The sequence below is a fragment of the Streptomyces sp. NPDC045678 genome, assembly GCF_056432085.1.
On the sequence record NZ_JBWKJS010000001.1, the window covers coordinates 1,330,933 to 1,350,034 of the forward strand.

Consider the following 19,102-nt stretch of genomic DNA (forward strand, 5'->3'; position numbering starts at 1 on the left):
ATCCCCGAGACGGTTCCCCGAGAAGCGGCACCGTTCTCCGAGAAGCGGCACCGTTCCCCGAGAAGCCGCGCCTTCGCCCCCGCGCGGCATCATGGGCCCGTGCGACTCGAACCGATCACCTGGGAACGACTGGCCGACACCCTCGCCGACCGCCTGCTCGACCTGAAACCGGCCGACGGGGGCTCCTGGCCGCGCGTCGCCGTCGACGGAGCGCCAGCCGACGGGACGGGCGGCACCGGCGAGCTGGCGGACCGGGTGGCCGACGCGCTGCGGCTGCGGGGGCGGAGCGCCCTCGTGGTCGGCACGGAGGGCTTCCTGCGGCCCGCGTCGCTGCGGTTCGAGTACGGCCACCAGGACGTGGAGGCGTACTACAGCGGGTGGTTCGACACCGGCGCGCTGTGGCGCGAGGTCTTCGGGCCGCTCGACCCCGGCGGCACGGGGCGGATCCTGCCCGACCTGTGGGACCCGGTGGCCGACCGGGCGACCCGCAGCCCGTACGTGCGGCTGCCGCCCGGCGGCGTGCTGTTGCTGCACGGCCCGCTGCTCCTCGGCCACTGGTTCCCGTTCGACCTGACCCTGCACGTGCGGCTCTCGCCCGGCGCCCTTGCGCGGCGCACGCCGCAGGGCGAGCGGTGGACGCTGCCGGCTTTCGAGCGGTACGAGTCGGAGGTCGACCCCACGGCGACGGCTGATGTGGTGGTACGCGCGGACGACCCGCGGCACCCCGCGTGGCGGGGATGAGGGCAGGAGTCCGGATGCGTGCCCGCCGGCCCGCCGCGACAATGGGGAGGGCCGGGACCAGGCGCGCCCTCGCGTCGCCGCTCCGGACACGGCCCGGCAACGGGAGGTAGCGATGACCACCGCCGGAGACATCATGCACCGGGGTGCCCAGTGGATCCCGCGGCACGAGACCCTGGACCGTGCCGCGCAGCTGATGAGTGAACTGGACGTGGGCGCCCTGCCCATCAGCGACGAGAACGAACGGCTCTGCGGGATCCTCACCGACCGCGACATCGTCGTCGGCTGTGTGGCGAAGGGCCACGACCCGTCCCGGATCACCGCGGGCGAGATGGCCAAGGGCACGCCGCGCTGGATCGACTCGAGTGCCGACGTCGACGAGGTCCTGCGGGAGATGCAGGGCCACCGGATCCGCCGGCTGCCGGTGATCGAGAACAAGCGGCTCGTCGGCATGATCAGCGAGGCCGACCTGGCCGTCCACCTCACCGACGAACAGCTCGCGGGCTGGGTCGAGAGCGTGTACGCCAAGGGGTGATGTCGACAGGGCGTGACGTCTACGGGGCGTTACGTCGATGGGGCGTGATGTCGGCGGGGCGTGATGGCGACGGGGCGCGGGCCTCGCCTCAGAGCCAGCCGTTCCTTCGGAAGCCGCGGTACAGCGCCACACAGGCCACCGCGATCAAGGACATGGCCAGCGGGTAGCCGAACCGCCAGTGCAGCTCGGGCATGTGGTCGAAGTTCATGCCGTACATGCCGCAGACCATCGTCGGCACCGCGATGACCGCCGCCCATGCGGTGATCTTCCGCATGTCCTCGTTCTGCGCGACCGTCACCTGGGCCAGATGCGCCTGGAGGATCGAGTTCAGCAACTCGTCGAAGGCGGCGATCTGTTCGGTGGCCCGCTTCAGATGGTCGTCGACGTCCCGGAAGTACGCCTGTATCTCCGGGGCGATGACGCGCATCGGCTGGGTGGCGAGCACCTGGAGCGGACGGCCGAGCGGCACCACCGCCCGCTTCAGTTCGAGCAGTTCGCGCTTGAGCTGATAGATGCGGCCGGGGTCGGTCCGGGCGCCGTCCGGGGCGAACACGTCGGTCTCGACCTGGTCGATGTCCGCCTGCACGGCGTCCGTCGCCGCGAGGTAGTCGTCCACGACGTGGTCCGCCAAGGCGTGCAGCACCGCCGCGGGGCCCTTGGCGAGCTGCTCGGGCGAGGATTCGAGCTCCTCGCGCATCGGGCCGAGCGAGCCGTGCCGTCCGTGCCTGACCGTGATGACGAAGTCCCGGCCGACGAAGACCATGATCTCGCCGGTGTCCACCACCTCGCTGGTCGCGGTCAGTTCGGTGTGTTCCACGTAGCAGACCGTCTTGAAGACGGCGAACAGCGTCTGGTCGTACCGCTCCACCTTCGGGCGCTGGTGGGCGTGGACCGCGTCCTCGACGGCCAGGGGGTGCAGGCCGAAGAGGTCGGCGATGTCGGCGAACTCGTCCTCCGTCGGCTCGTGCAGCCCCAGCCAGACGAAGCCGTCACCGGTCTTGCGGATGCGCTCCACCGACTCGACCAGGTCGCGGCCGGGCGGCTGGCGCACGCCGTCCCGGTACGTCACGCAGTTCACCACCGACGAGCCCAGCGGGGAGCGGGCCGGGTGGCTCAAATCGACACGCGTGCCGCGGCGGGCCAGCCGCGCGACCTTCCGGAGGCCGCCGACCCCGCGCAGGCCGCCGACCTTGCGCAGGTTGGTCACCTTGCGCAGATTGCCTGCCATCGACATGTGGGCTCCTCGCACCGACGATTCGGCGTGCCAGTCTGCCAGTACGGTCCGATGCCACGCCAAGGCCTGGGGGAACGGAGGGCTCCGTTCCGGATTGTCCGGTTCTGCCTCCCGGGAGCAAGCGGGACAACTGGGATGATCGCGGCATGACGCGAATCGACGGTCACCTCCTCGACCCCCGGCAGTACCCAGGTCCCCGTGCGCTCTCCGACCACCGTCAGCTCTCCGACTCCCCCTCGTCCGGGGCGCGATCGTGCTCCGACGCCTTCGCCGCGCTCTTCGACGCCACGACCTTCGGACACGTCGAACGCCTCGGCATCGGGCCGGGCTGGCGCTGCTGGGAGGTCGGGGCGGGCGGCACGTCCGTGATCTCCTGGCTCGCCAAGCGGGTCGGGCCCACGGGACGGGTCCTTGCGACCGACATCGACATCTCCTGGCAGACGCGTGCCGCGCGCTCGCCCCTTGAGGTGCGGATCCACGACATCGCGGCCGATCCGCCGCCCGTCGGCGGCTTCGACCTCGTGCACGCGCGGCTCGTCCTGGCCGACGTGCCCGACCGGGAGCGGGCGCTGGCGTCGATGCTCAGGGCGCTGCGCCCCGGGGGCAGGCTCCTCATCGAGGAGCCCGATCCCGCGCTCCAGCCGCTGGCCTGCCCCGACGAGCACGGTTCCGCCCAGGAGGCGGCGAACCGGCTCCGCCGCGGGGTGCACGCACTCCTCACGGAGCGGGGCACGGACCTCGCGTACGGGCGCCGGCTGCCCCGTCTCCTGCGCGACGCGGGCCTGCGCCAGGTGGCGTCCGACGTGTACTTCCCGCTGGCCTCCCCGGCCGTCGCGGCCCTGGAAACGGAAACGCTCCGGCACCTGCGCCCGGACCTCATCGCGGCGGGCCTGGCCACGCCGGAGGACATCGACCATCACGTGTCGACGGTGGCAACGGGCACGTTGGACCTGGCGACGGCTCCGCTGGTCTCGGCTTGGGGGAGGAAAGCGTAGGGGGCAGGTGCGGGCCCGCGCCCTACGGAGTTACGTCACCGGCGCCGGGTGGTCCGGGGTTTGCCGCCGGGTGGTCCGGGGGTCTGCCATCGGGTGGGTCCGGGGGTCTGCCGCCGGTCAGTTCCACCGCTCGGGCCCCCGCAGCGCATCCCTCCGCCGCCGCCTCGCGCAGCCCCGCCCCGGTCAGGCGTGCGGCCAGGAACGCACCGGTGAAGGCGTCGCCCGCGCCCGTTGAGTCACGGGCCCGTGCGGGGGGTGCGGGAATGCGGCGCGGGACCTCGCCGTTCCGGGCCACCAGCGCTCCCTCCGCGCCCAGTTTGACCACGACGGCCGGGAAGTGGCGGCTCAGCTTCGATGCCGCGTCCGCCGGGTCGGGCAGGCCGGTGAGCAGTTCCGCCTCGTCCCGGCTCGGGAGCAGGACCGCCACCCCGTCCACCGCCGACAGGAACCGTTCCGGCCCTGTTTCCGCCAGGAACCCCGCCGACGCGGGATCCACGCTCACGGGCACCCCCCGCGCGCGGGCCGCCGACAGCGCCGCGCGGGCGGCCGCCCGGCTCGGTTCCGCGAAGAACAGGTAGCCGGAGAGGTGCAGCAGGGCCACGCCGTCGAGGTACCGGGGCGACCAGTCGGCGGGGGAGAGCCGCAGCGCGGCGCCGCTGTCCGTGAGGAACGTCCGTTCCGCCGCGGCGCCCCCGTCCACCAGACAGATCACCGTCCCCGTCGGCGCCCCGGCGTCGACGACGAGCCGGGACCGCACCCCCGCGCGCGTGAGAGCCGCTTCGTGCCAAGCCGCCGAGTCGGCACCCACCCGGCCGATGAGCCGTACGTCGGGACACCCCCGATGCGCGGCCCAGCACGCCACGTTGGCGCCCGCGCCGCCCGGCACGGTACGGATGGCCGCCGCCGTGTCGGTGCCCGGTGCGAGCGGGGAACGGTGGCGGGCCACGATGTCGGTGACGACGTCCCCGACGACCAGCAGCGCGCCCGGGACCGCGCCGGCGGCCCGAACGCTCAACGCCCCGCCCAGGCCACCGCCACCCGCCCCGCGAGCCGCACGTTGCCGCGGACCGCGGCGAGGTTGGCCTCCAGCGACGCGCCCCCGGTGCGCCGCACCAACTCACCCAGCAGGAACGGCGTGATCGCCTGACCCGTGATGCCCTGCTCCTCGCACGCCGCCAGCGCCTCGGCCAGCACGCGCGCGTGGAGCGCGGGATCGAGCTGTTCGGCGCGCGGCACCGGGTTGGCCACGATGAGTGCCGAGTCGGGGCCGCCGAGCGCGTCCTGGGCCCGTATCACCTCGGCTACCTCGCCGGGCGTGCGCAGCGTCCAGTCCACCGGATGGCCGGAGTCCGCGAGGTAGAAGCCCGGGAAGCGGTCGGTCCCGTACCCCGCCACGGCGACGCCCAGCGTCTCGAGACGCTCCAGCGTCGCCCCGACGTCCAGGACCGACTTCACGCCCGCGCACACCACCGCGATCCTCGTGCGGGCCAGCAGCCCCAGATCGGCCGACTCGTCCTGAGCCTGCGTCCACTGCCGGTGCACGCCGCCGAGCCCGCCCGTGGCGAACACCCGCAGGCCCGCGCGTGCGGCGAGCAGCGCCGTCGCCGACACCGTCGTTGCGCCGCTCGCGGACGTCGCGACGGCGAGGGGCAGATCGCGGTGGCCCAGCTTGCGGATGCCGTCCTCGTCGGCGACGCGCTGCACCTGGTCCTTGGTCAGGCCGACGCGCGGGACGCCGTCCAGTACGGCGATCGTCGCGGGTACGGCACCCTCGTCCCGTACGACCGCTTCGAGCTCCTCGGCCACCTGGAGATTGCGCGGCCGCGGCAGGCCGTGCGCGATGATCGTGGACTCCAGGGCCACCACGGGGCGCTGCTCCGCGACCGCCGTCCGTACCTCTTCGGACACCACCAGCACGGGCCTGCCTCCTGCCTGTCGGGTCTCCCCCTCATCCCTGGCGGGCGGTGCCTCCCGTCAAACCCCCGCTGCCCAGGGGCCTCCCGCCCCCGGGCTAGGGTGACCGGCCATGACCACGAATGAGCAGACCGTTTCGTCTTTTGCCGTGCACATTCCGGATGTTGAGCTGGACATCGAGCCGCTCGACCCGGCGCAGATCGTCTCCGGCGACCCGGTCGTGACCGGCAAGGTGCTGTGGGAGTCCGCCGACGGCAAGCAGCTGCGCGGCATCTGGCAGATCACGCCGGGCGTGGTCACCGACACCGAGGCGAACGAACTCTTCGTGGTCGTCAGCGGCCGCGCCACCGTCGCGGTCGAGGGCGGCGACACCCTGGAGGTCGGCCCGGGCGACGCGGCCGTGCTGCGCCAGGGCGACCGCACCACCTGGACGGTGCACGAGACGCTGCGCAAGGCGTACCACATCACGCTGCCGTGAGCCCGTCGCACGCCCGACCCGCTCCGCGCCCCCGCGCTCACGCCTTCTTGAGTGCCCGCCGCATGGCGAGCGCGGCCATCGGCAGCAGCACGCAGACGCCGACCAGGTTGAGCCAGCCGTAACTGGCCCGCGCGACGATCAGACCCGCGGCGGCGCCACCGATGCCCGCCGCCGCGTTCATCGTCAGGTCCGAGAGCCCCTGCACGGCCGCCCGCGCGGGCGGCGGAACCGAGTCGGTGAGCAGCGCCGAGCCGGAGACCAGCCCCGCGGACCAGCCGAGGCCGAGCAGGAAGAGCCCGGCGGCGGTCTGGCCGTGGCTGGGCCCCGCCGTGCCGGCGAGCAGCGCGGCACAGCACAGCAGCCCCACCGCGAGCCCGATCACGGAGAGCCTGCCGAACCGGTCGGCGAGCCACCCCATCACCGGCGAGAACGCGTACATGCCCGCGATGTGGCCGCTGATGACCAGACCGACCAGCTGCAGGCTCGCCCCGTGGTGCCCGAGGTCGACCGGCGTCATCACCATGATCGAGACCATCACGGTGTGGGAGGCGGCCACCGTCACCAGGGCGAGACGCGCCATCGGTGAGGCGACCACCGCCGCGATGCCGGCCTTCAGCGATCGGCTCTGCGCGGTCCCGCTCTCCCGGGGCGCCAGCGCGCGGGCCGTGAGCAGCGGATCGGGCCGCAGCAGCACCGCCACCACCGCGGCGGCGGCGACGAAGATCCCGGCGGCGAAGAGGAAGGGCCCGGCCTCCTCGGGGATCGAGGTGTCGGTGAAGACCCGGCTCGCGGGTGCGGAGATGTTGGGTCCAAGGACGGAACCGATCGTCGTGGCCCAGATGACGTGGGAGATGGCACGTCCGCGCCGGTCGGGCTCCACGAGGTCGGCCGCGGCGAAACGTGCCTGCAGCGTCGCCAGCGAGCCCGCGCCGAACGCCGCCATACCGAGCAGCAGCAGTGCGAAGCTCTCGACGACCGAGGCGAGTACGACGAGACCCGCGCCCAGCGCGCCGATCACATAGGCGAGGACGAGCCCGGCGCGCCGGCCGCGCGTGTTCATCAGTGCGGCGAGCGGCAGCGAGAGGACGGCCGTGCCCGCCACCGAGGCCGTCGGCGCGAGTCCGGACAGCGCCTCCGTCCCGCTCACGTCGGTGGCCAGCATCGGGGCCAGGGCGATGCCGATCGGCACCCCCAGGCCTCCCAGGATCTGACTGGCGATCAGTACCGCGTTCGTACGGCGGCGCAGGGCTGCGAGCGCTTCCGGGCCGGGTATGTCAGGGGCGTCGACGGTCGAAGTCACTGACGCAGTGTGCCAGGGCGTTCGCACGCCCGAAACAGAGAATTGTCGGCCAGGCCCTCGCCTGTTTGGCCGGGCTCCCGTCGGCTCGCGCAGGTTCCGGTCAGAACATCCGGTCAGAACAGCGGCTGGGGAAGCACCCCTTCCAGGGCGAGCAGCTGCCGCTTGGTCTCCAGGCCGCCTCCGAAGCCCCCGATTCCGCCGTCGCTCTCCACCACACGGTGGCACGGCACCACGACCGGCACCGGATTGGCGCCCATTGCGAGGCCCACGGCCTGGGCCGCGCCCGGACTGCCGACGCGGCGGGCCAGGTCCCCATAGCCCACCACCGCGCCGTACGGCACGCCGGAGGCGAGTTCGCGCAGCACCTGGCGGTTGAAGCCGGTGACCAGGGACCAGTCGAGCGGCAGCTCGAAGTCGTGCCGCTCGCCCGCGAAGTACTCCCGGAGCTGGCCCGTCGGCCCGGCGAGCAGGGGCGAGTCCGGCGCGTGGACCGGCTCGGCGCCCAAGCGGGAGCCGAGCCGGTCCAGGGTCTTCTCGCGCACCGCCTCCGTGGCGTGGAAGCCCACGGTGATCAGTCCGTCGCCGGTCGCGGCGAGCAGCAGCGGACCGATGTCGCTGTCGACGACGGTCCACACGGCGGCCGTACGCCGGTCCTGCGCAGTGGCGTTCATACCGATACCGTACGACCGCCCACTGACAACGCCGTCGGTCGGCGACGGACGGTGCCGTCAGTCGCCGCGCAGCGCCTTGCGCACGACGTCCGGCGTGTTGGTGATGATCCCGTCCACGCCGAAGCCCGCCGCCCGCTTGGCGTTCGGGGCGTCGTTCACGGTCCACGTGAAGATTTCCAGGGGCTTGCCGTGCGGGCCCTTGAGGGCGTGGATCGCGGAGACGTACGCGGCCGAGATGGACGTGTGCGTCGAGTTGATCTGGTCGGCGAAGCGCGCGTACGCGGGCAGCTCGGCGACCGACGGGGTGCCGAGGAAACCGGTCTTCACGTCGGGCCGCAGCTTGTGCACTGTCTTCACGCTGTCCGCACTGAAGCTCTGGATGACCAGCTTGCTCTTCACGTGGTGCTTGTCGAGCCAGCCCTCGTTGCGCAGGATCCGCAGACCCTGCTTCTCGATGCCCGGGTACAGCTCGGGCTTCTTGAACTCGAAGACCAGCTTCTGGTGGTTGTGCGACACCCGCCGCATGTACTGCTTCAGGGTCGGGACGCGCTGGCCCGCGTACTTCTTGCTGAACCAGCTGCCCGCGTCGAGCCTGGCTATCTCGGCCGCCGTGAAGTCCTTGACCTTCCAGGGGGCACGGTCGGGGTAGAGCTCCTCGACGTTCGTCGTCCGCTTCAGGGTGTCGTCGTGCACGATCACCAGCTCGCCGTCCTTGGTGCGCTGGACGTCGTTCTCGACCCAGCGGAATCCCATGTCGCGGGCCTTGTCGATGGCCGCGAAGGTGTTCTCCGGGGCGTAGGCCGACGCGCCGCGGTGGGCGACGACCAGCGGCTGGTCGTGTCGGACGGTGTTCGGTGCCGGGGTCTGCGCGGTGGCGGTGGCGGTGGGGAGGACGAGTGCACCGGCTCCCAGGAGGGCAGCGGTGGTGGCGGCAGCACGTGCGTACACGGGTACTCCTCGCGTCGTGTGATCGCGGACCGCTCGAGAGTGACAGTCCACGGCCAACGGGAGACAGGTGCAGGATGGCCACAGGTTGAACGGAGTCGTCAAAGACAAGGACCCCGCGCGTGGGGTTGGCGATTCTTTGCCGGAAAATCGTTCGTACGTTCCGGGCTGAGCTTTACTCTCAGCCTCAGTCGACGGTCTTTCAGATGGCCGCCGGACGGGGGTGCATGGGGCGTATTCAGGGCATTTGGGCACAACAGGTGGAAGGGCTACCGCGCATGCAGGGCACGGTCGACGGGTTCAGCTACGGAGTCGTCACGCCGGTGGTGGCCTACCTCATGGCGTGTATGGGAGGGGCGCTCGGGCTGCGCTGCACGACCAGATCGCTCCTCGTCGAGCACTCCTGGCGGCCCGGCTGGCTGGCACTCGGCTCGGCCGCGATCGGCTCCGGGATCTGGACCATGCACTTCGTGGCGATGATGGGCTTCACCGTCCAGGAAGCCCCGATCCACTACGACAAGCCGCTGACCTTCGCGAGTCTCGCCGTCGCCATCGTCATGGTCGGCATCGGGATCTTCATCGTCGGCTACCGCGGCGCGACGGGCACGGCCCTCTTCACCGGCGGGACGATCACCGGACTCGGCGTCGCCACGATGCACTACCTGGGAATGGCCGGTATGCGTCTTCGCGGGACGCTGGAGTACAACACCCTGACCGTCGCCGCGTCCGTGGTGATCGCCATGGTCGCCGCGACCGCCGCGCTCTGGGCGGCCGGACAGGTCAGGGGAATCCTGTGGAGCCTCGGCGCCAGCCTCGTCATGGGACTGGCCGTGAGCGGCATGCACTACATGGGCATGGCGGGCCTCAGCGTCCATCTGCACGGCTCGGGCGCCGCCCCGCCCGGTGACTCGCCCGCCGAGATCCTCGCGCCCATGATGATCGGACCGCTCGCCTTCCTGCTCCTCGCGGGCGTCATCGTGATGTTCGACCCGCTCATGGTGATGGGCGGACAGGCGGACGTCAGGAACCCCGCGAACGGCAACCGCGTCCGGCAGGCCTACCCCGTCCCGCGCTCCGGCGACCGGCACGTGCCCGTCTCCCGCCGCAGGACCCGCCCCCGCTCCCGCACCCGCCCCGGCTCCCGCACCCCGCAGAACTGGTGAACCCGGCCGCCCCCGGCCGCACCCCGCGGGACCGAACCGGAGCGCCGCCGGACGGCCGGTCCCGCCCCGTTGTCAGTGCGGGGTCGTACGGTGGATTCCATGCGGCCCGTATCCAAGATCGAACGCACGGTGGCACCTTTCGAGGTCGTCAGTCCGTACCAGCCCAGCGGCGACCAGCCGACCGCCATCGCCGACCTTGAGCGGCGCATCCGCGCAGGTGAGAAGGATGTCGTCCTGCTCGGCGCGACCGGCACCGGCAAGTCGGCCACCACCGCGTGGATGATCGAGAAGCTCCAGCGCCCCACCCTCGTGATGGCGCCGAACAAGACACTGGCCGCCCAGCTGGCGAACGAGTTCCGCGAGCTCCTGCCGAACAACGCCGTCGAGTACTTCGTCTCGTACTACGACTACTACCAGCCGGAGGCGTACGTTCCGCAGTCGGACACGTACATCGAGAAGGACTCCTCGATCAACGAGGAGGTGGAGCGCCTGCGCCACTCCGCCACGAACTCGCTGCTGACCCGCCGCGACGTGGTCGTGGTCGCCTCCGTCTCCTGCATCTACGGCCTCGGCACCCCGCAGGAGTACGTGGACCGCATGGTCCCCCTCAAGGTCGGCGAGGAGATCGACCGCGACCAGCTCCTGCGCCGCTTCGTCGACATCCAGTACACGCGCAACGACCTGGCCTTCACCCGTGGCACCTTCCGCGTCCGCGGCGACACCATCGAGATCTTCCCGGTCTACGAAGAGCTGGCCGTGCGCATCGAGATGTTCGGGGACGAGATCGAGGCGCTCTCCACCCTGCACCCGCTCACCGGCGAGGTCATCAGCGACGACGACCACCTGTACGTCTTCCCGGCCTCGCACTACGTAGCGGGTCCCGAGCGCCTGGAGAAGGCCGTCACCGGCATCGAGAAGGAGCTCACCGAGCGCCTCGCCGAGCTGGAGAAGCAGGGCAAGATGCTGGAGGCCCAGCGCCTGCGCATGCGCACGACGTACGACCTGGAGATGCTCCGCCAGATCGGCTCCTGCTCCGGCGTCGAGAACTACTCGATGCACTTCGACGACCGCGCCCCGGGCACCGCCCCCAACACCCTCCTGGACTACTTCCCGGAGGACTTCCTCCTGGTCCTCGACGAGTCGCACGTCACGGTCCCGCAGATCGGCGCGATGTACGAGGGCGACGCCTCCCGCAAGCGCACCCTCGTCGACCACGGCTTCCGGCTGCCCTCGGCGCTGGACAACCGCCCCCTGAAGTGGGAGGAGTTCCTCGGCCGCATCGGCCAGACGGTCTACCTCTCGGCGACCCCGGGGAAGTACGAGCTCTCGCGCGGCGACGGCTTCGTGGAGCAGATCATCCGCCCCACCGGCCTCGTCGACCCCGAGGTCGTCGTCAAGCCCACCGAGGGCCAGATCGACGACCTCGTGCACGAGATCCGCACGCGCACCGAGAAGGACGAGCGCGTCCTGGTCACCACGCTCACCAAGAAGATGGCCGAGGACCTCACGGACTACTTCCTGGAGCTCGGCATCCAGGTCCGCTACCTGCACAGCGACGTCGACACCCTGCGCCGCGTGGAGCTCCTGCGCGAACTGCGGGCGGGGGAGTACGACGTCCTGGTCGGCATCAACCTCCTCCGCGAGGGACTCGACCTGCCCGAGGTCTCCCTCGTGGCGATCCTCGACGCCGACAAGGAGGGCTTCCTGCGCTCCGGCACCTCCCTGATCCAGACCATCGGCCGCGCGGCGCGCAACGTGTCCGGCCAGGTCCACATGTACGCCGACAAGATCACTCCGGCGATGGAGAAGGCCATCGACGAGACCAACCGGCGCCGCGAGAAGCAGATCGCGTACAACAAGGAGAGGGGCATCGACCCGCAGCCCCTCCGCAAGAAGATCAACGACATCGTGTCGCAGATCGCCCGCGAGGAAGTCGACACCGAGCAGCTCCTCGGCTCCGACTACCGCAAGGCGAAGGCCGGCAAGGCCCCGGTGCCCTCGCTCGGCGGCGAGGCGGCCAAGGCCGGCAAGGCCGCGGCGCCCGCCAAGGGCAAGGCGAAGGGCAAGAAGGGCGCGGAGACCGTCCCGACCGACCGCCCCGCGGCCGAACTGGCCGAGCAGATCGACGAGATGACCGAGCGGATGCGCGCGGCCGCCGCCGACCTGCAGTTCGAGATCGCGGCCCGGCTGCGCGACGAGGTGTCGGAGATGAAGAAGGAACTGCGGCAGATGCGGGAGGCCGGCCAGGCCTGAGGCCGTGACGGCAGGGTCTGGAGAGCACGCCTGGGGCCCGGGAAACGGCGTACTGCCCGGTCTGTTGCAAGACCGCCACAAAGTATGGCCCGGAGTGCTGCTTCGCAGGTCGGAGTGCATAAGGTGCTGGGCAACCGCAAGAGGCGGTTGCCCAGGCAGTTCGAGAGGGGACAGCGCGTGACGGTCAATATGACCAAGGGTCAGGCCATCAGCCTGCAGAAGGACGACGGGGGCGCCCTGTCCGCGGTGCGCATGGGCCTCGGGTGGCAGGCCGCTCCGCGCCGCGGTCTGTTCGGCTCGCGGACCCGTGAGGTCGATCTGGACGCCTCGGCGGTGCTGTTCGCGGACAAGCAGCCGGTGGACGTCGTGTTCTTCCGCCACCTGGTCAGCGACGACGGCTCGGTGCGGCACACCGGCGACAACCTCGTGGGCGGCGTCGGCGCGGGCGGGGACGACGAGGCGATCCTCGTCGACCTCCAGCGCGTCCCCGTCCACATCGACCAGATCGTCTTCACGGTGAACTCGTTCACCGGCCAGACCTTCCAGGAGGTGCAGAACGCGTTCTGCCGCCTGGTCGACGAGACCAACGGCCAGGAGCTCGCGCGCTACACCCTGGACGGCGGCGGCCAGTACACCGCGCAGATCATGGCGAAGGTCCACCGGGCGGGCGAGGGCTGGCAGATGACGGCCATCGGCACTCCGGCCAACGGCCGCACCTTCCAGGACCTGATGCCGTCGATCCTGCCGCACCTGTGAAGCACCACGAGCGGTAACCGGCACCAGAGCAGTACCCGGCGCCACAAGCACCACCGGCACCGCGAGCACCATCCGTACGTACGAGGGGGAACGAACGCGATGACGGCCGAGCTGGTGCGGGGACAGAACCACCCGCTTCCCGGGACCCGCCTGGAAATCCGCGTGTCGGCGGGCCGGCCCGTCGTCGCGGGCGCCACGCTGGGCGACGACCGGGGCCGGGTCCACGGCGTGGAGTGGGTGGCCCACCCCGGTTCGCCCACCCTCCCGGGCCTGGAGGTGTCCAAGCAGGCGGCCGCCGACCACCGCCTCGCCGTCGACCTCGGCGCCCTCCAGGACACCGTGCACCGCGTCAGCGTCCTGCTCGCGCTGCCCGTCGGCGTCGAGGGCCCGGCCACGTTCCGTGCCCTCGCCGCGCCCTTCGTCGCGGTCACCGGACTCGACGGCACCGAGATCGCCAGCTACACCATCACCGATCTGGACGCCGAGTCCGCCGTCGTCGCCCTGGAGCTCTACCGCCGCCGGGGCGCCTGGAAGGTCCGCGCCGTCGGCCAGGGGTACGCGGGCGGCCTGGCCGACATGCTCACCGACCAGGGCCTGCCCCAGGCCCGCGAGCTGGCCGCCGCGATCAACGAAGCGGTCGCCCGGGGCCTGGCCCGCTCCGTGGCCGCCCCGCCGCCCCGCCCCGCCGACGGAACCCGGGTGCGCACCGCCTCCCAGGGCCAGGACGGCCACCCCGCCCCGACGCCCGAGGGCCGGCCCGACGTCGCACAGGGCCGCCCCGCGCGGCAGCCGGGCGACGACACCCCCCTCGCCCCCGCCGACCAGCCGAGCGGCGGCCCCGTCGACTACGCGCACCCGGGGCGCCAGACCACCGCGCCCCCGCCGCCCCCGCCCACCGTGCCCCCGGCCCGCCCCGGAGAGCACGCCCAGCCGGTCGCGGGCGACGCCACCGGCTGGTCCATGGAGGAGCGGCTCTACAACCAGGTGTGGGGCATGTTCGAGGACCTGGCCCGCACCACGGCGGCGTACCGCAGCGCCGTCGACTTCGCCGACTCCCGCATGGAGCAGGAGCTGGACAAGGTCCTCTCCGACCCGCGCGGCCGCATCGGCGGCGCCGGCGACGCGGCACGCGAGAGCGCCCGCGCCAAACACGCCGACCTCGTCGCCCGGGCCAGGGCCGCCCTCGACCGCGACCTGGCCCAGCTCGCCGCGGAGGCCGACGTCGTCGAGCCCGCCCTGCCCCCGGCGTACGCCTCGTGGAGCAGCCCCGCCTGGCACGCCTACCGCGCGCCGATGGAGATCCCCATGGCGCTGCGCCTCGGCGATCTCCACCTGCCCGAGCGCGTCGACCTGCGGATCCCGATGCTCGTCCGGCTGCCCCTGGAGCGCGGCCTGTGGATCGACAGCGGCAAGGCCCTCACCAACTCCTTCACCGACCCCGCCGAGCTGCGCAGGCTGGCCATGGACACCGCCGTCGCACACGCGGCGCGGCTCCTCGCGGCCTATCCGGCGGGCGAGTTCCAGGTGCACGTCATCGACGCGGCGGGCGCCGCCGCCCCTTCGCTCGCCCCGCTCGTGGAGGCCGGTGTGCTCGCCGGGCCCCCGGCCACCGGGGCGGCGGGCGTCGCGGACGTCCTCGGCGGGCTAACCCAGCGCGTGGACCTGGTCCAGATGGCCGTCCGCGGCGGCGCCGCCGACGCGCTGCCGCCGGACCTGGACATCGCCGAGCAGCTCCTGATCGTCAACGACTTCCCGCACGGCTTTGACGACCGCGCCGTGACCCAGCTGCGCTACCTCGCGGACGAGGGCCCGGCCGTCGGCGTCCACCTCATGATGGTGGCCGACCGCGAGGACGCCGCCGCGTACGGCCCGCTGCTCGACCCGCTGTGGCGTGCGCTGCTGCGGCTGACGCCGGTGCCCGACGACCATCTCGCCGACCCCTGGGTCGGGCACACGTGGACGTACGACCCGCCGGTGATCCCGCCGGACAGCCAGGTCCTGAGGCAGCTCCTCGACCGGATCGCCACGGCCCGACGCAACGGCGGGCGTTGACGTCAAAGCGACTTTTGTACCGCCCTGACCAGGGCTTTTGGGTCTTGTTTGCCGTCCCCTTTACCAATGCTTGGTGTTTCGCGTACGCTTCTATCTGCGGAGGGGAGTACTCCCGGCTGCGACGTACCCGTCAATACGGACCGCCATCGGTCCCGGGGCGTCGGCCCGACACATGGCGGCAACCGCCTCGGGTGGAAGAGACCTCCGGCAGCGACGACGCTGATCAGTAGCCGTACGACGCCGGAGGCGCAGTGGACGTTTCAATGACCCTGTGGGTGACGACCGTTCTCGGTCTGTGTGCCCTGATCGCGGTCGACTTCTTCATCGGGCGCAAGCCTCATGACGTGTCGATCAAGGAAGCCGGAATCTGGACGATCGTCTGGATCGTCCTCGCGGCGCTCTTCGGACTCGGCCTGCTGATCGCGGGCGAGAGCCAGGCGTCCGGCGAGTTCTTCGCCGGCTTCATCACCGAGAAGTCCCTCTCCGTGGACAACCTCTTCGTCTTCATCCTGATCATGGCGAAGTTCTCGGTCCCCTCCCACCTGCAACAGCGCGTGCTGCTGTTCGGCGTGCTGATCGCCCTGGTCCTGCGAGCGATCTTCATCGCCGCCGGCGCCGCGGTCATCGCCAACTTCTCGTGGGTCTTCTACATCTTCGGCGCGTTCCTGATCTACACCGCCTGGAAGCTCATCCAGGAGGCCCGCGCCGACGAGGAGGAAGAGGACTGGGAGGAGAACCGCCTCCTGAAGTCCATCGAGAAGAAGTTCGGCGTCTCGGACCGGTACGAGGGCACGAAGCTGTTCGTCAGGAAGAACGGCAAGAAGATCATGACGCCGCTCATGGTCGTCATGCTCGCCATCGGCACCACCGACGTGCTCTTCGCGATGGACTCCATCCCGGCGATCTTCGGCCTCACCCAGGACCCGTACATCGTCTTCACCGCCAACGCCTTCGCCCTGATGGGCCTCCGCCAGCTGTACTTCCTCATCGGCGGACTCCTCAGGAGGCTGGTCCACCTCAGCTACGGCCTGTCGGTGATCCTCGGCTTCATCGGCGTGAAGCTCGTCCTGCACGCCCTGCACGAGAACGGGGTGCACGTCCCCGAGATCTCCATCCCCGTCTCGCTGGGTGTCATCTGCGGCGTCCTGGTGATCACCACGATCACCAGCCTCATCGCCTCCAAGAAGCAGGAGCGGCAGGCTGCCGCCGAGGCCGGGGACGACGCCCGCAAGGACAGCGTCGAGGCCTGACGGCACCCCTCCCGCCCGGCACCGGGCGGGAGGCACCGAGTAGCGGCACCAGAGCGCCCGGGGCAGCATCGAGTCATGGTCACTCGGCTCCGGGCGCTCGGCACGCAGTGGACGGCCGTGGTGCCGGTCCTCGCCATCGTTCTCCTCGCCCTCACCTGGGGGCGGGACCTGCCCGGCGTGGTGGTCGCCGTGGTCACGCTGATCCTCGCCGGGGCGGTGCTCGCCGCCGTCCACCACGCCGAGGTCATCGCGCACCGCGTCGGCGAGCCCTTCGGCTCACTCGTCCTCGCCGTCGCCGTCACGATCATCGAGGTGGCGCTGATCGTCACCCTCATGGCCGACGGCGGCGACAAGAGTTCCACCCTCGCGCGGGACACCGTCTTCGCCGCCGTGATGATCACCTGCAACGGCATCGTCGGGCTCTGCCTCCTGGTGGGGGCGCTCCGCCACCGCGTCGCCGTCTTCAATCCCGAGGGCACCGGCGCCGCCCTCGCCACCGTCGCGACGCTGGCCACGCTCTGCCTGGTCCTGCCGACGTTCACCACCACCAAGCAGGGCCCCGAGTTCTCCACGGCCCAGCTCACCTTCGCCGCGATCGCCTCGATCGTCCTCTACGGCATCTTCGTGACCACCCAGACCGTGCGGCACCGCGAATACTTCCTGCCCCTCACCGAAGAGGGCGAGGTCATCGACACCGACAGCCACGCCGGGGGCCCCTCCTCCAAGGCGGCGCTGCTGAGCCTGGCACTGCTCGGGCTCGCGCTGATCGGAGTGGTCGGCCTGGCCAAGGGCGTGTCCCCGACGATCGAGTCGGGTGTGGAGAGCGCCGGCATGCCGCACGCCGTCGTCGGTGTGATCATCGCGCTGCTCGTGCTCCTCCCGGAGACCATCGCCGCCGTGCGCGCCGCCCGCCGCGACCGTGTCCAGACGAGCCTGAACCTCGCCCTCGGCTCGGCGATGGCCAGCATCGGCCTTACCATCCCGGCCGTCGCCGTCGCCTCCGTATGGCTGTCGGGACCGCTCGTGCTGGGACTGAGCCCCACCCACATGGTGCTGCTCGCGCTCACCGTGATCGTCGGAACGCTCACGGTCGTGCCCGGACGCGCCACGCCGCTGCAGGGCGGCGTCCATCTGGTGCTGTTCGCGGCGTTCCTGGAGCTCGCCGTCACCCCGTAGCGGCAGCCGGATCGGGGACCGTGGCGGGACGGGTCTCCGGCAGCAGCGCGAAGCAGCCGAGGCTCAGCAGCGCGATGCCCGTCAGATACGCGGCCACACCCCACGGCGTCCCGTCCCCCTGCGCCGCCGCCGTCGCCACGATCGGGGTGAGCGCGCCGCCCACCACCCCTCCGAGGTTGTAGCCGACCGCGGCCCCCGTGCACCGCATCCGGGGCTCGTACAGCTCCGGCAGATACGCGCCGATCACCGCGAACATCATGATGAACGCGAGCATCGCCACCAGGAACCCGGTGAACATCAGAAGCGGCTGGCCGGTCGAGAGCAGCGCGATCATCGGGAACATCCACAGGGCCGTCGCGGCGCACCCGAGCAGGCACAGCGGCCGCCGCCCGTAACGGTCGCCGAGCACGGCGACCACCGGTGTCAGGGCGCCCTTCACCACCACCACGGCCATGATGCAGCCGAGCATGACGGTGCGGCTCACGCCGAGTTCCTCCACGCCGTACGAGAGGGACCAGGTCGTCACGGCGTAGAACACCGCGTATCCGACCGCGAGCGCGCCCGCCGTGAGCAGGACGAGGCGCCAGTGGTCGCGCACCACTTCGGCGAGCGGCACGCGCGCGTGCTCGCGCAATCCCAGGAAGTCCGGGCTCTCGGCGAGCGAGCTGCGCAGCGCGAGGCCCACCGCCACGAGCAGCCCCGCGATCCAGAACGGCACCCGCCACCCCCAGGCCGCGAACTGCGCCTCGGTGAGCGTGGCGGACAGGGCCAGCATGATGCCGTTGGCGAGCAGGAACCCGACCGAGGGGCCGACCTGCGGGAAGCTCGCCCACAGCCCGCGCCGCTCGGCCGGCGCGTGCTCCGCGGTCAGCAGCACGGCGCCGCCCCACTCGCCCCCGAGCCCGAGCCCCTGCAGGAAGCGCAGGACCAGGAGCAGCGCGGGTGCGGCGATCCCGATCGACCCGTACGTGGGGACGCAGCCGACGGCGACCGTGGCGACGCCGGTGAGGAGCAGCGACGCGATGAGGACGGGCCGCCGTCCGTGCCGGTCCCCGATGTGCCCGAAGAGGACGGACCCCAGCGGGCGCGCGACGAACCCCACTCCGAAGGTCGCGAAGGCGGCGAGGGTTCCGGCGAGCGGCGAGAAGGTGGGGAAGAACAGCGGTCCCAGGACCAGTGCGGCCGCCGTCCCGTAGATGAAGAAGTCGTAGAACTCGATGGCGGTCCCGGCGAGCGAGGCGGCCGCGAGGCGCGGCAGTGAGGGTGGTGCGGTTCGGTGCATGCCGCGACAGCTACCCACAGTGACCACTTGTAACGCATGGCGACCGCGCCGGTCTCAGTAGGTCACCGTGATGCGCCGCGCCGGGCCGTCGACACGGACGGTTCCTCCATAGGGGATGACGAGTTGCGGGTCGTCGGGTACTCGACGGGTTCGAGGCCGAACTCCTCGCGGAGCCGTGCCAGTCCCAGCTCGTAGGGGAGCGGGAAAAGCGCGGGCAGCCCGCTGGACGGGGAGAGCACGGCGATGCGGTCACCCGGCGAGGGCTTGGGCGGGTACACGGGGTCGACGATCATGCGGGGAGCGCAGGCGGGCCCTACGGAGAGCGCATCCACAAGTGCGGCGTTCCCGCGCGCGGGAGGC

Annotated in this window: 17 protein-coding genes and 1 pseudogene; 10 read left to right on the top strand and 8 right to left on the bottom strand. The window is 71.6% G+C overall.

Going from position 1 to position 19,102, the window contains the following annotated elements:
- The first annotated feature begins 99 nt into the window (after positions 1-99).
- Both AC07DO_RS05890 and AC07DO_RS05895 read left to right on the top strand, forming a co-directional pair.
- Positions 100-741: a nucleoside/nucleotide kinase family protein gene (locus AC07DO_RS05890; RefSeq protein WP_479057354.1), complete on the top strand. Its 642-nt coding sequence runs from the start codon at positions 100-102 to the stop codon at positions 739-741.
- A gap of 112 nt (positions 742-853) precedes the next feature.
- The gene (locus tag AC07DO_RS05895) at positions 854-1,273 is read left to right on the top strand and encodes a CBS domain-containing protein (RefSeq protein ID WP_479057355.1); all 420 of its coding nucleotides are present in this window, start codon (positions 854-856) and stop codon (positions 1,271-1,273) included.
- 88 nt (positions 1,274-1,361) lie between these two features.
- Here the strand turns inward: AC07DO_RS05895 and AC07DO_RS05900 are convergent, their stop codons facing one another.
- On the bottom strand, positions 1,362-2,507 hold the full coding sequence (locus AC07DO_RS05900) for a magnesium and cobalt transport protein CorA (protein ID WP_479057356.1): 1,146 nt from the start codon (positions 2,505-2,507) through the stop codon (positions 1,362-1,364).
- A 146-nt stretch (positions 2,508-2,653) separates the two neighbouring features.
- Between AC07DO_RS05900 and AC07DO_RS05905 the strand changes: the two genes are divergently transcribed.
- The gene (locus AC07DO_RS05905; RefSeq protein WP_479057357.1) at positions 2,654-3,502 is read left to right on the top strand and encodes a methyltransferase domain-containing protein; all 849 of its coding nucleotides are present in this window, start codon (positions 2,654-2,656) and stop codon (positions 3,500-3,502) included.
- Between the two features lie 22 nt (positions 3,503-3,524).
- Here AC07DO_RS05905 and AC07DO_RS05910 read toward each other — a convergent pair whose 3' ends face one another.
- Both AC07DO_RS05910 and AC07DO_RS05915 read right to left on the bottom strand, forming a co-directional pair.
- Positions 3,525-4,517 carry a carbohydrate kinase family protein gene (locus tag AC07DO_RS05910; RefSeq protein WP_479057358.1) on the bottom strand — a complete coding sequence of 331 codons (993 nt, stop codon included), beginning with the start codon at positions 4,515-4,517 and terminating at the stop codon, positions 3,525-3,527.
- Entirely contained in the window at positions 4,514-5,419 is a 906-nt protein-coding gene (locus tag AC07DO_RS05915; RefSeq protein ID WP_479057359.1) for a pseudouridine-5'-phosphate glycosidase, read from the bottom strand. The genes AC07DO_RS05910 and AC07DO_RS05915 overlap by 4 nt, the downstream gene beginning before the upstream one ends.
- 109 nt (positions 5,420-5,528) lie before the next feature.
- Between AC07DO_RS05915 and AC07DO_RS05920 the strand changes: the two genes are divergently transcribed.
- Positions 5,529-5,894, top strand: a complete 366-nt coding sequence (locus AC07DO_RS05920; RefSeq protein WP_479057360.1) for a cupin domain-containing protein — start codon at positions 5,529-5,531, stop codon at positions 5,892-5,894.
- 37 nt (positions 5,895-5,931) lie between these two features.
- Here the strand turns inward: AC07DO_RS05920 and AC07DO_RS05925 are convergent, their stop codons facing one another.
- From AC07DO_RS05925 to AC07DO_RS05935, 3 genes are all read right to left on the bottom strand, one after another.
- Entirely contained in the window at positions 5,932-7,194 is a 1,263-nt protein-coding gene (locus AC07DO_RS05925; protein ID WP_479057361.1) for an MFS transporter, read from the bottom strand.
- A gap of 113 nt (positions 7,195-7,307) precedes the next feature.
- Positions 7,308-7,865, bottom strand: a complete 558-nt coding sequence (locus AC07DO_RS05930) for a methylated-DNA--[protein]-cysteine S-methyltransferase (RefSeq protein WP_479057362.1) — start codon at positions 7,863-7,865, stop codon at positions 7,308-7,310.
- A gap of 57 nt (positions 7,866-7,922) precedes the next feature.
- Positions 7,923-8,813: a glycerophosphodiester phosphodiesterase family protein gene (locus tag AC07DO_RS05935; RefSeq protein WP_479057363.1), complete on the bottom strand. Its 891-nt coding sequence runs from the start codon at positions 8,811-8,813 to the stop codon at positions 7,923-7,925.
- A gap of 275 nt (positions 8,814-9,088) precedes the next feature.
- Between AC07DO_RS05935 and AC07DO_RS05940 the strand changes: the two genes are divergently transcribed.
- The 6 genes from AC07DO_RS05940 to AC07DO_RS05965 all read left to right on the top strand — a co-directional run bounded on the left by AC07DO_RS05940 (position 9,089) and on the right by AC07DO_RS05965 (position 17,460).
- Positions 9,089-9,973 (top strand): MHYT domain-containing protein, encoded by an 885-nt coding sequence (locus AC07DO_RS05940; RefSeq protein ID WP_479057364.1) that lies wholly within the window; start codon positions 9,089-9,091, stop codon positions 9,971-9,973.
- Between the two features lie 99 nt (positions 9,974-10,072).
- On the top strand, positions 10,073-12,226 hold the full coding sequence (gene uvrB / locus AC07DO_RS05945; RefSeq protein ID WP_479057365.1) for an excinuclease ABC subunit UvrB: 2,154 nt from the start codon (positions 10,073-10,075) through the stop codon (positions 12,224-12,226).
- Positions 12,227-12,403: 177 nt separating this feature from the next.
- The gene (locus tag AC07DO_RS05950; RefSeq protein ID WP_479057366.1) at positions 12,404-12,982 is read left to right on the top strand and encodes a TerD family protein; all 579 of its coding nucleotides are present in this window, start codon (positions 12,404-12,406) and stop codon (positions 12,980-12,982) included.
- Between the two features lie 99 nt (positions 12,983-13,081).
- Positions 13,082-15,034 (top strand): TerD family protein, encoded by a 1,953-nt coding sequence (locus tag AC07DO_RS05955; protein WP_479057367.1) that lies wholly within the window; start codon positions 13,082-13,084, stop codon positions 15,032-15,034.
- A gap of 251 nt (positions 15,035-15,285) precedes the next feature.
- On the top strand, positions 15,286-16,284 hold the full coding sequence (locus AC07DO_RS05960; protein ID WP_479057368.1) for a TerC family protein: 999 nt from the start codon (positions 15,286-15,288) through the stop codon (positions 16,282-16,284).
- Positions 16,285-16,359: 75 nt separating this feature from the next.
- Positions 16,360-17,460 carry a calcium:cation antiporter gene (locus AC07DO_RS05965; protein ID WP_479057369.1) on the top strand — a complete coding sequence of 367 codons (1,101 nt, stop codon included), beginning with the start codon at positions 16,360-16,362 and terminating at the stop codon, positions 17,458-17,460.
- Here the strand turns inward: AC07DO_RS05965 and AC07DO_RS05970 are convergent.
- Together AC07DO_RS05970 and AC07DO_RS05975 are read right to left on the bottom strand one after the other, a co-directional pair.
- Complete coding sequence (locus tag AC07DO_RS05970) at positions 17,450-18,742, bottom strand: MFS transporter (RefSeq protein ID WP_479057370.1); 1,293 nt, start codon at positions 18,740-18,742, stop codon at positions 17,450-17,452. The two genes, AC07DO_RS05965 and AC07DO_RS05970, sit on opposite strands and share 11 nt — an antisense overlap.
- A 101-nt stretch (positions 18,743-18,843) precedes the next feature.
- Positions 18,844-19,035, bottom strand: a pseudogene (locus tag AC07DO_RS05975) (LD-carboxypeptidase); the annotation flags it as partial.
- Positions 19,036-19,102 lie beyond the last annotated feature (67 nt).

What these genes read in the sequence shown, in the direction of transcription:
- AC07DO_RS05955 (WP_479057367.1), top strand. Translation starts at nt 13,082, where the DNA reads ATGACGGCCGAGCTGGTGCGGGGACAGAACCACCCGCTTCCCGGGACC.
- AC07DO_RS05920 (WP_479057360.1), top strand. Translation starts at nt 5,529, where the DNA reads ATGACCACGAATGAGCAGACCGTTTCGTCTTTTGCCGTGCACATTCCG.
- AC07DO_RS05940 (WP_479057364.1), top strand. Translation starts at nt 9,089, where the DNA reads ATGCAGGGCACGGTCGACGGGTTCAGCTACGGAGTCGTCACGCCGGTG.
- AC07DO_RS05970 (WP_479057370.1), bottom strand. Translation starts at nt 18,742, where the DNA reads ATGCACCGAACCGCACCACCCTCACTGCCGCGCCTCGCGGCCGCCTCG.
- AC07DO_RS05900 (WP_479057356.1), bottom strand. Translation starts at nt 2,507, where the DNA reads ATGTCGATGGCAGGCAATCTGCGCAAGGTGACCAACCTGCGCAAGGTC.
- AC07DO_RS05965 (WP_479057369.1), top strand. Translation starts at nt 16,360, where the DNA reads ATGGTCACTCGGCTCCGGGCGCTCGGCACGCAGTGGACGGCCGTGGTG.
- uvrB (WP_479057365.1), top strand. Translation starts at nt 10,073, where the DNA reads ATGCGGCCCGTATCCAAGATCGAACGCACGGTGGCACCTTTCGAGGTC.
- AC07DO_RS05930 (WP_479057362.1), bottom strand. Translation starts at nt 7,865, where the DNA reads ATGAACGCCACTGCGCAGGACCGGCGTACGGCCGCCGTGTGGACCGTC.
- AC07DO_RS05895 (WP_479057355.1), top strand. Translation starts at nt 854, where the DNA reads ATGACCACCGCCGGAGACATCATGCACCGGGGTGCCCAGTGGATCCCG.
- AC07DO_RS05905 (WP_479057357.1), top strand. Translation starts at nt 2,654, where the DNA reads ATGACGCGAATCGACGGTCACCTCCTCGACCCCCGGCAGTACCCAGGT.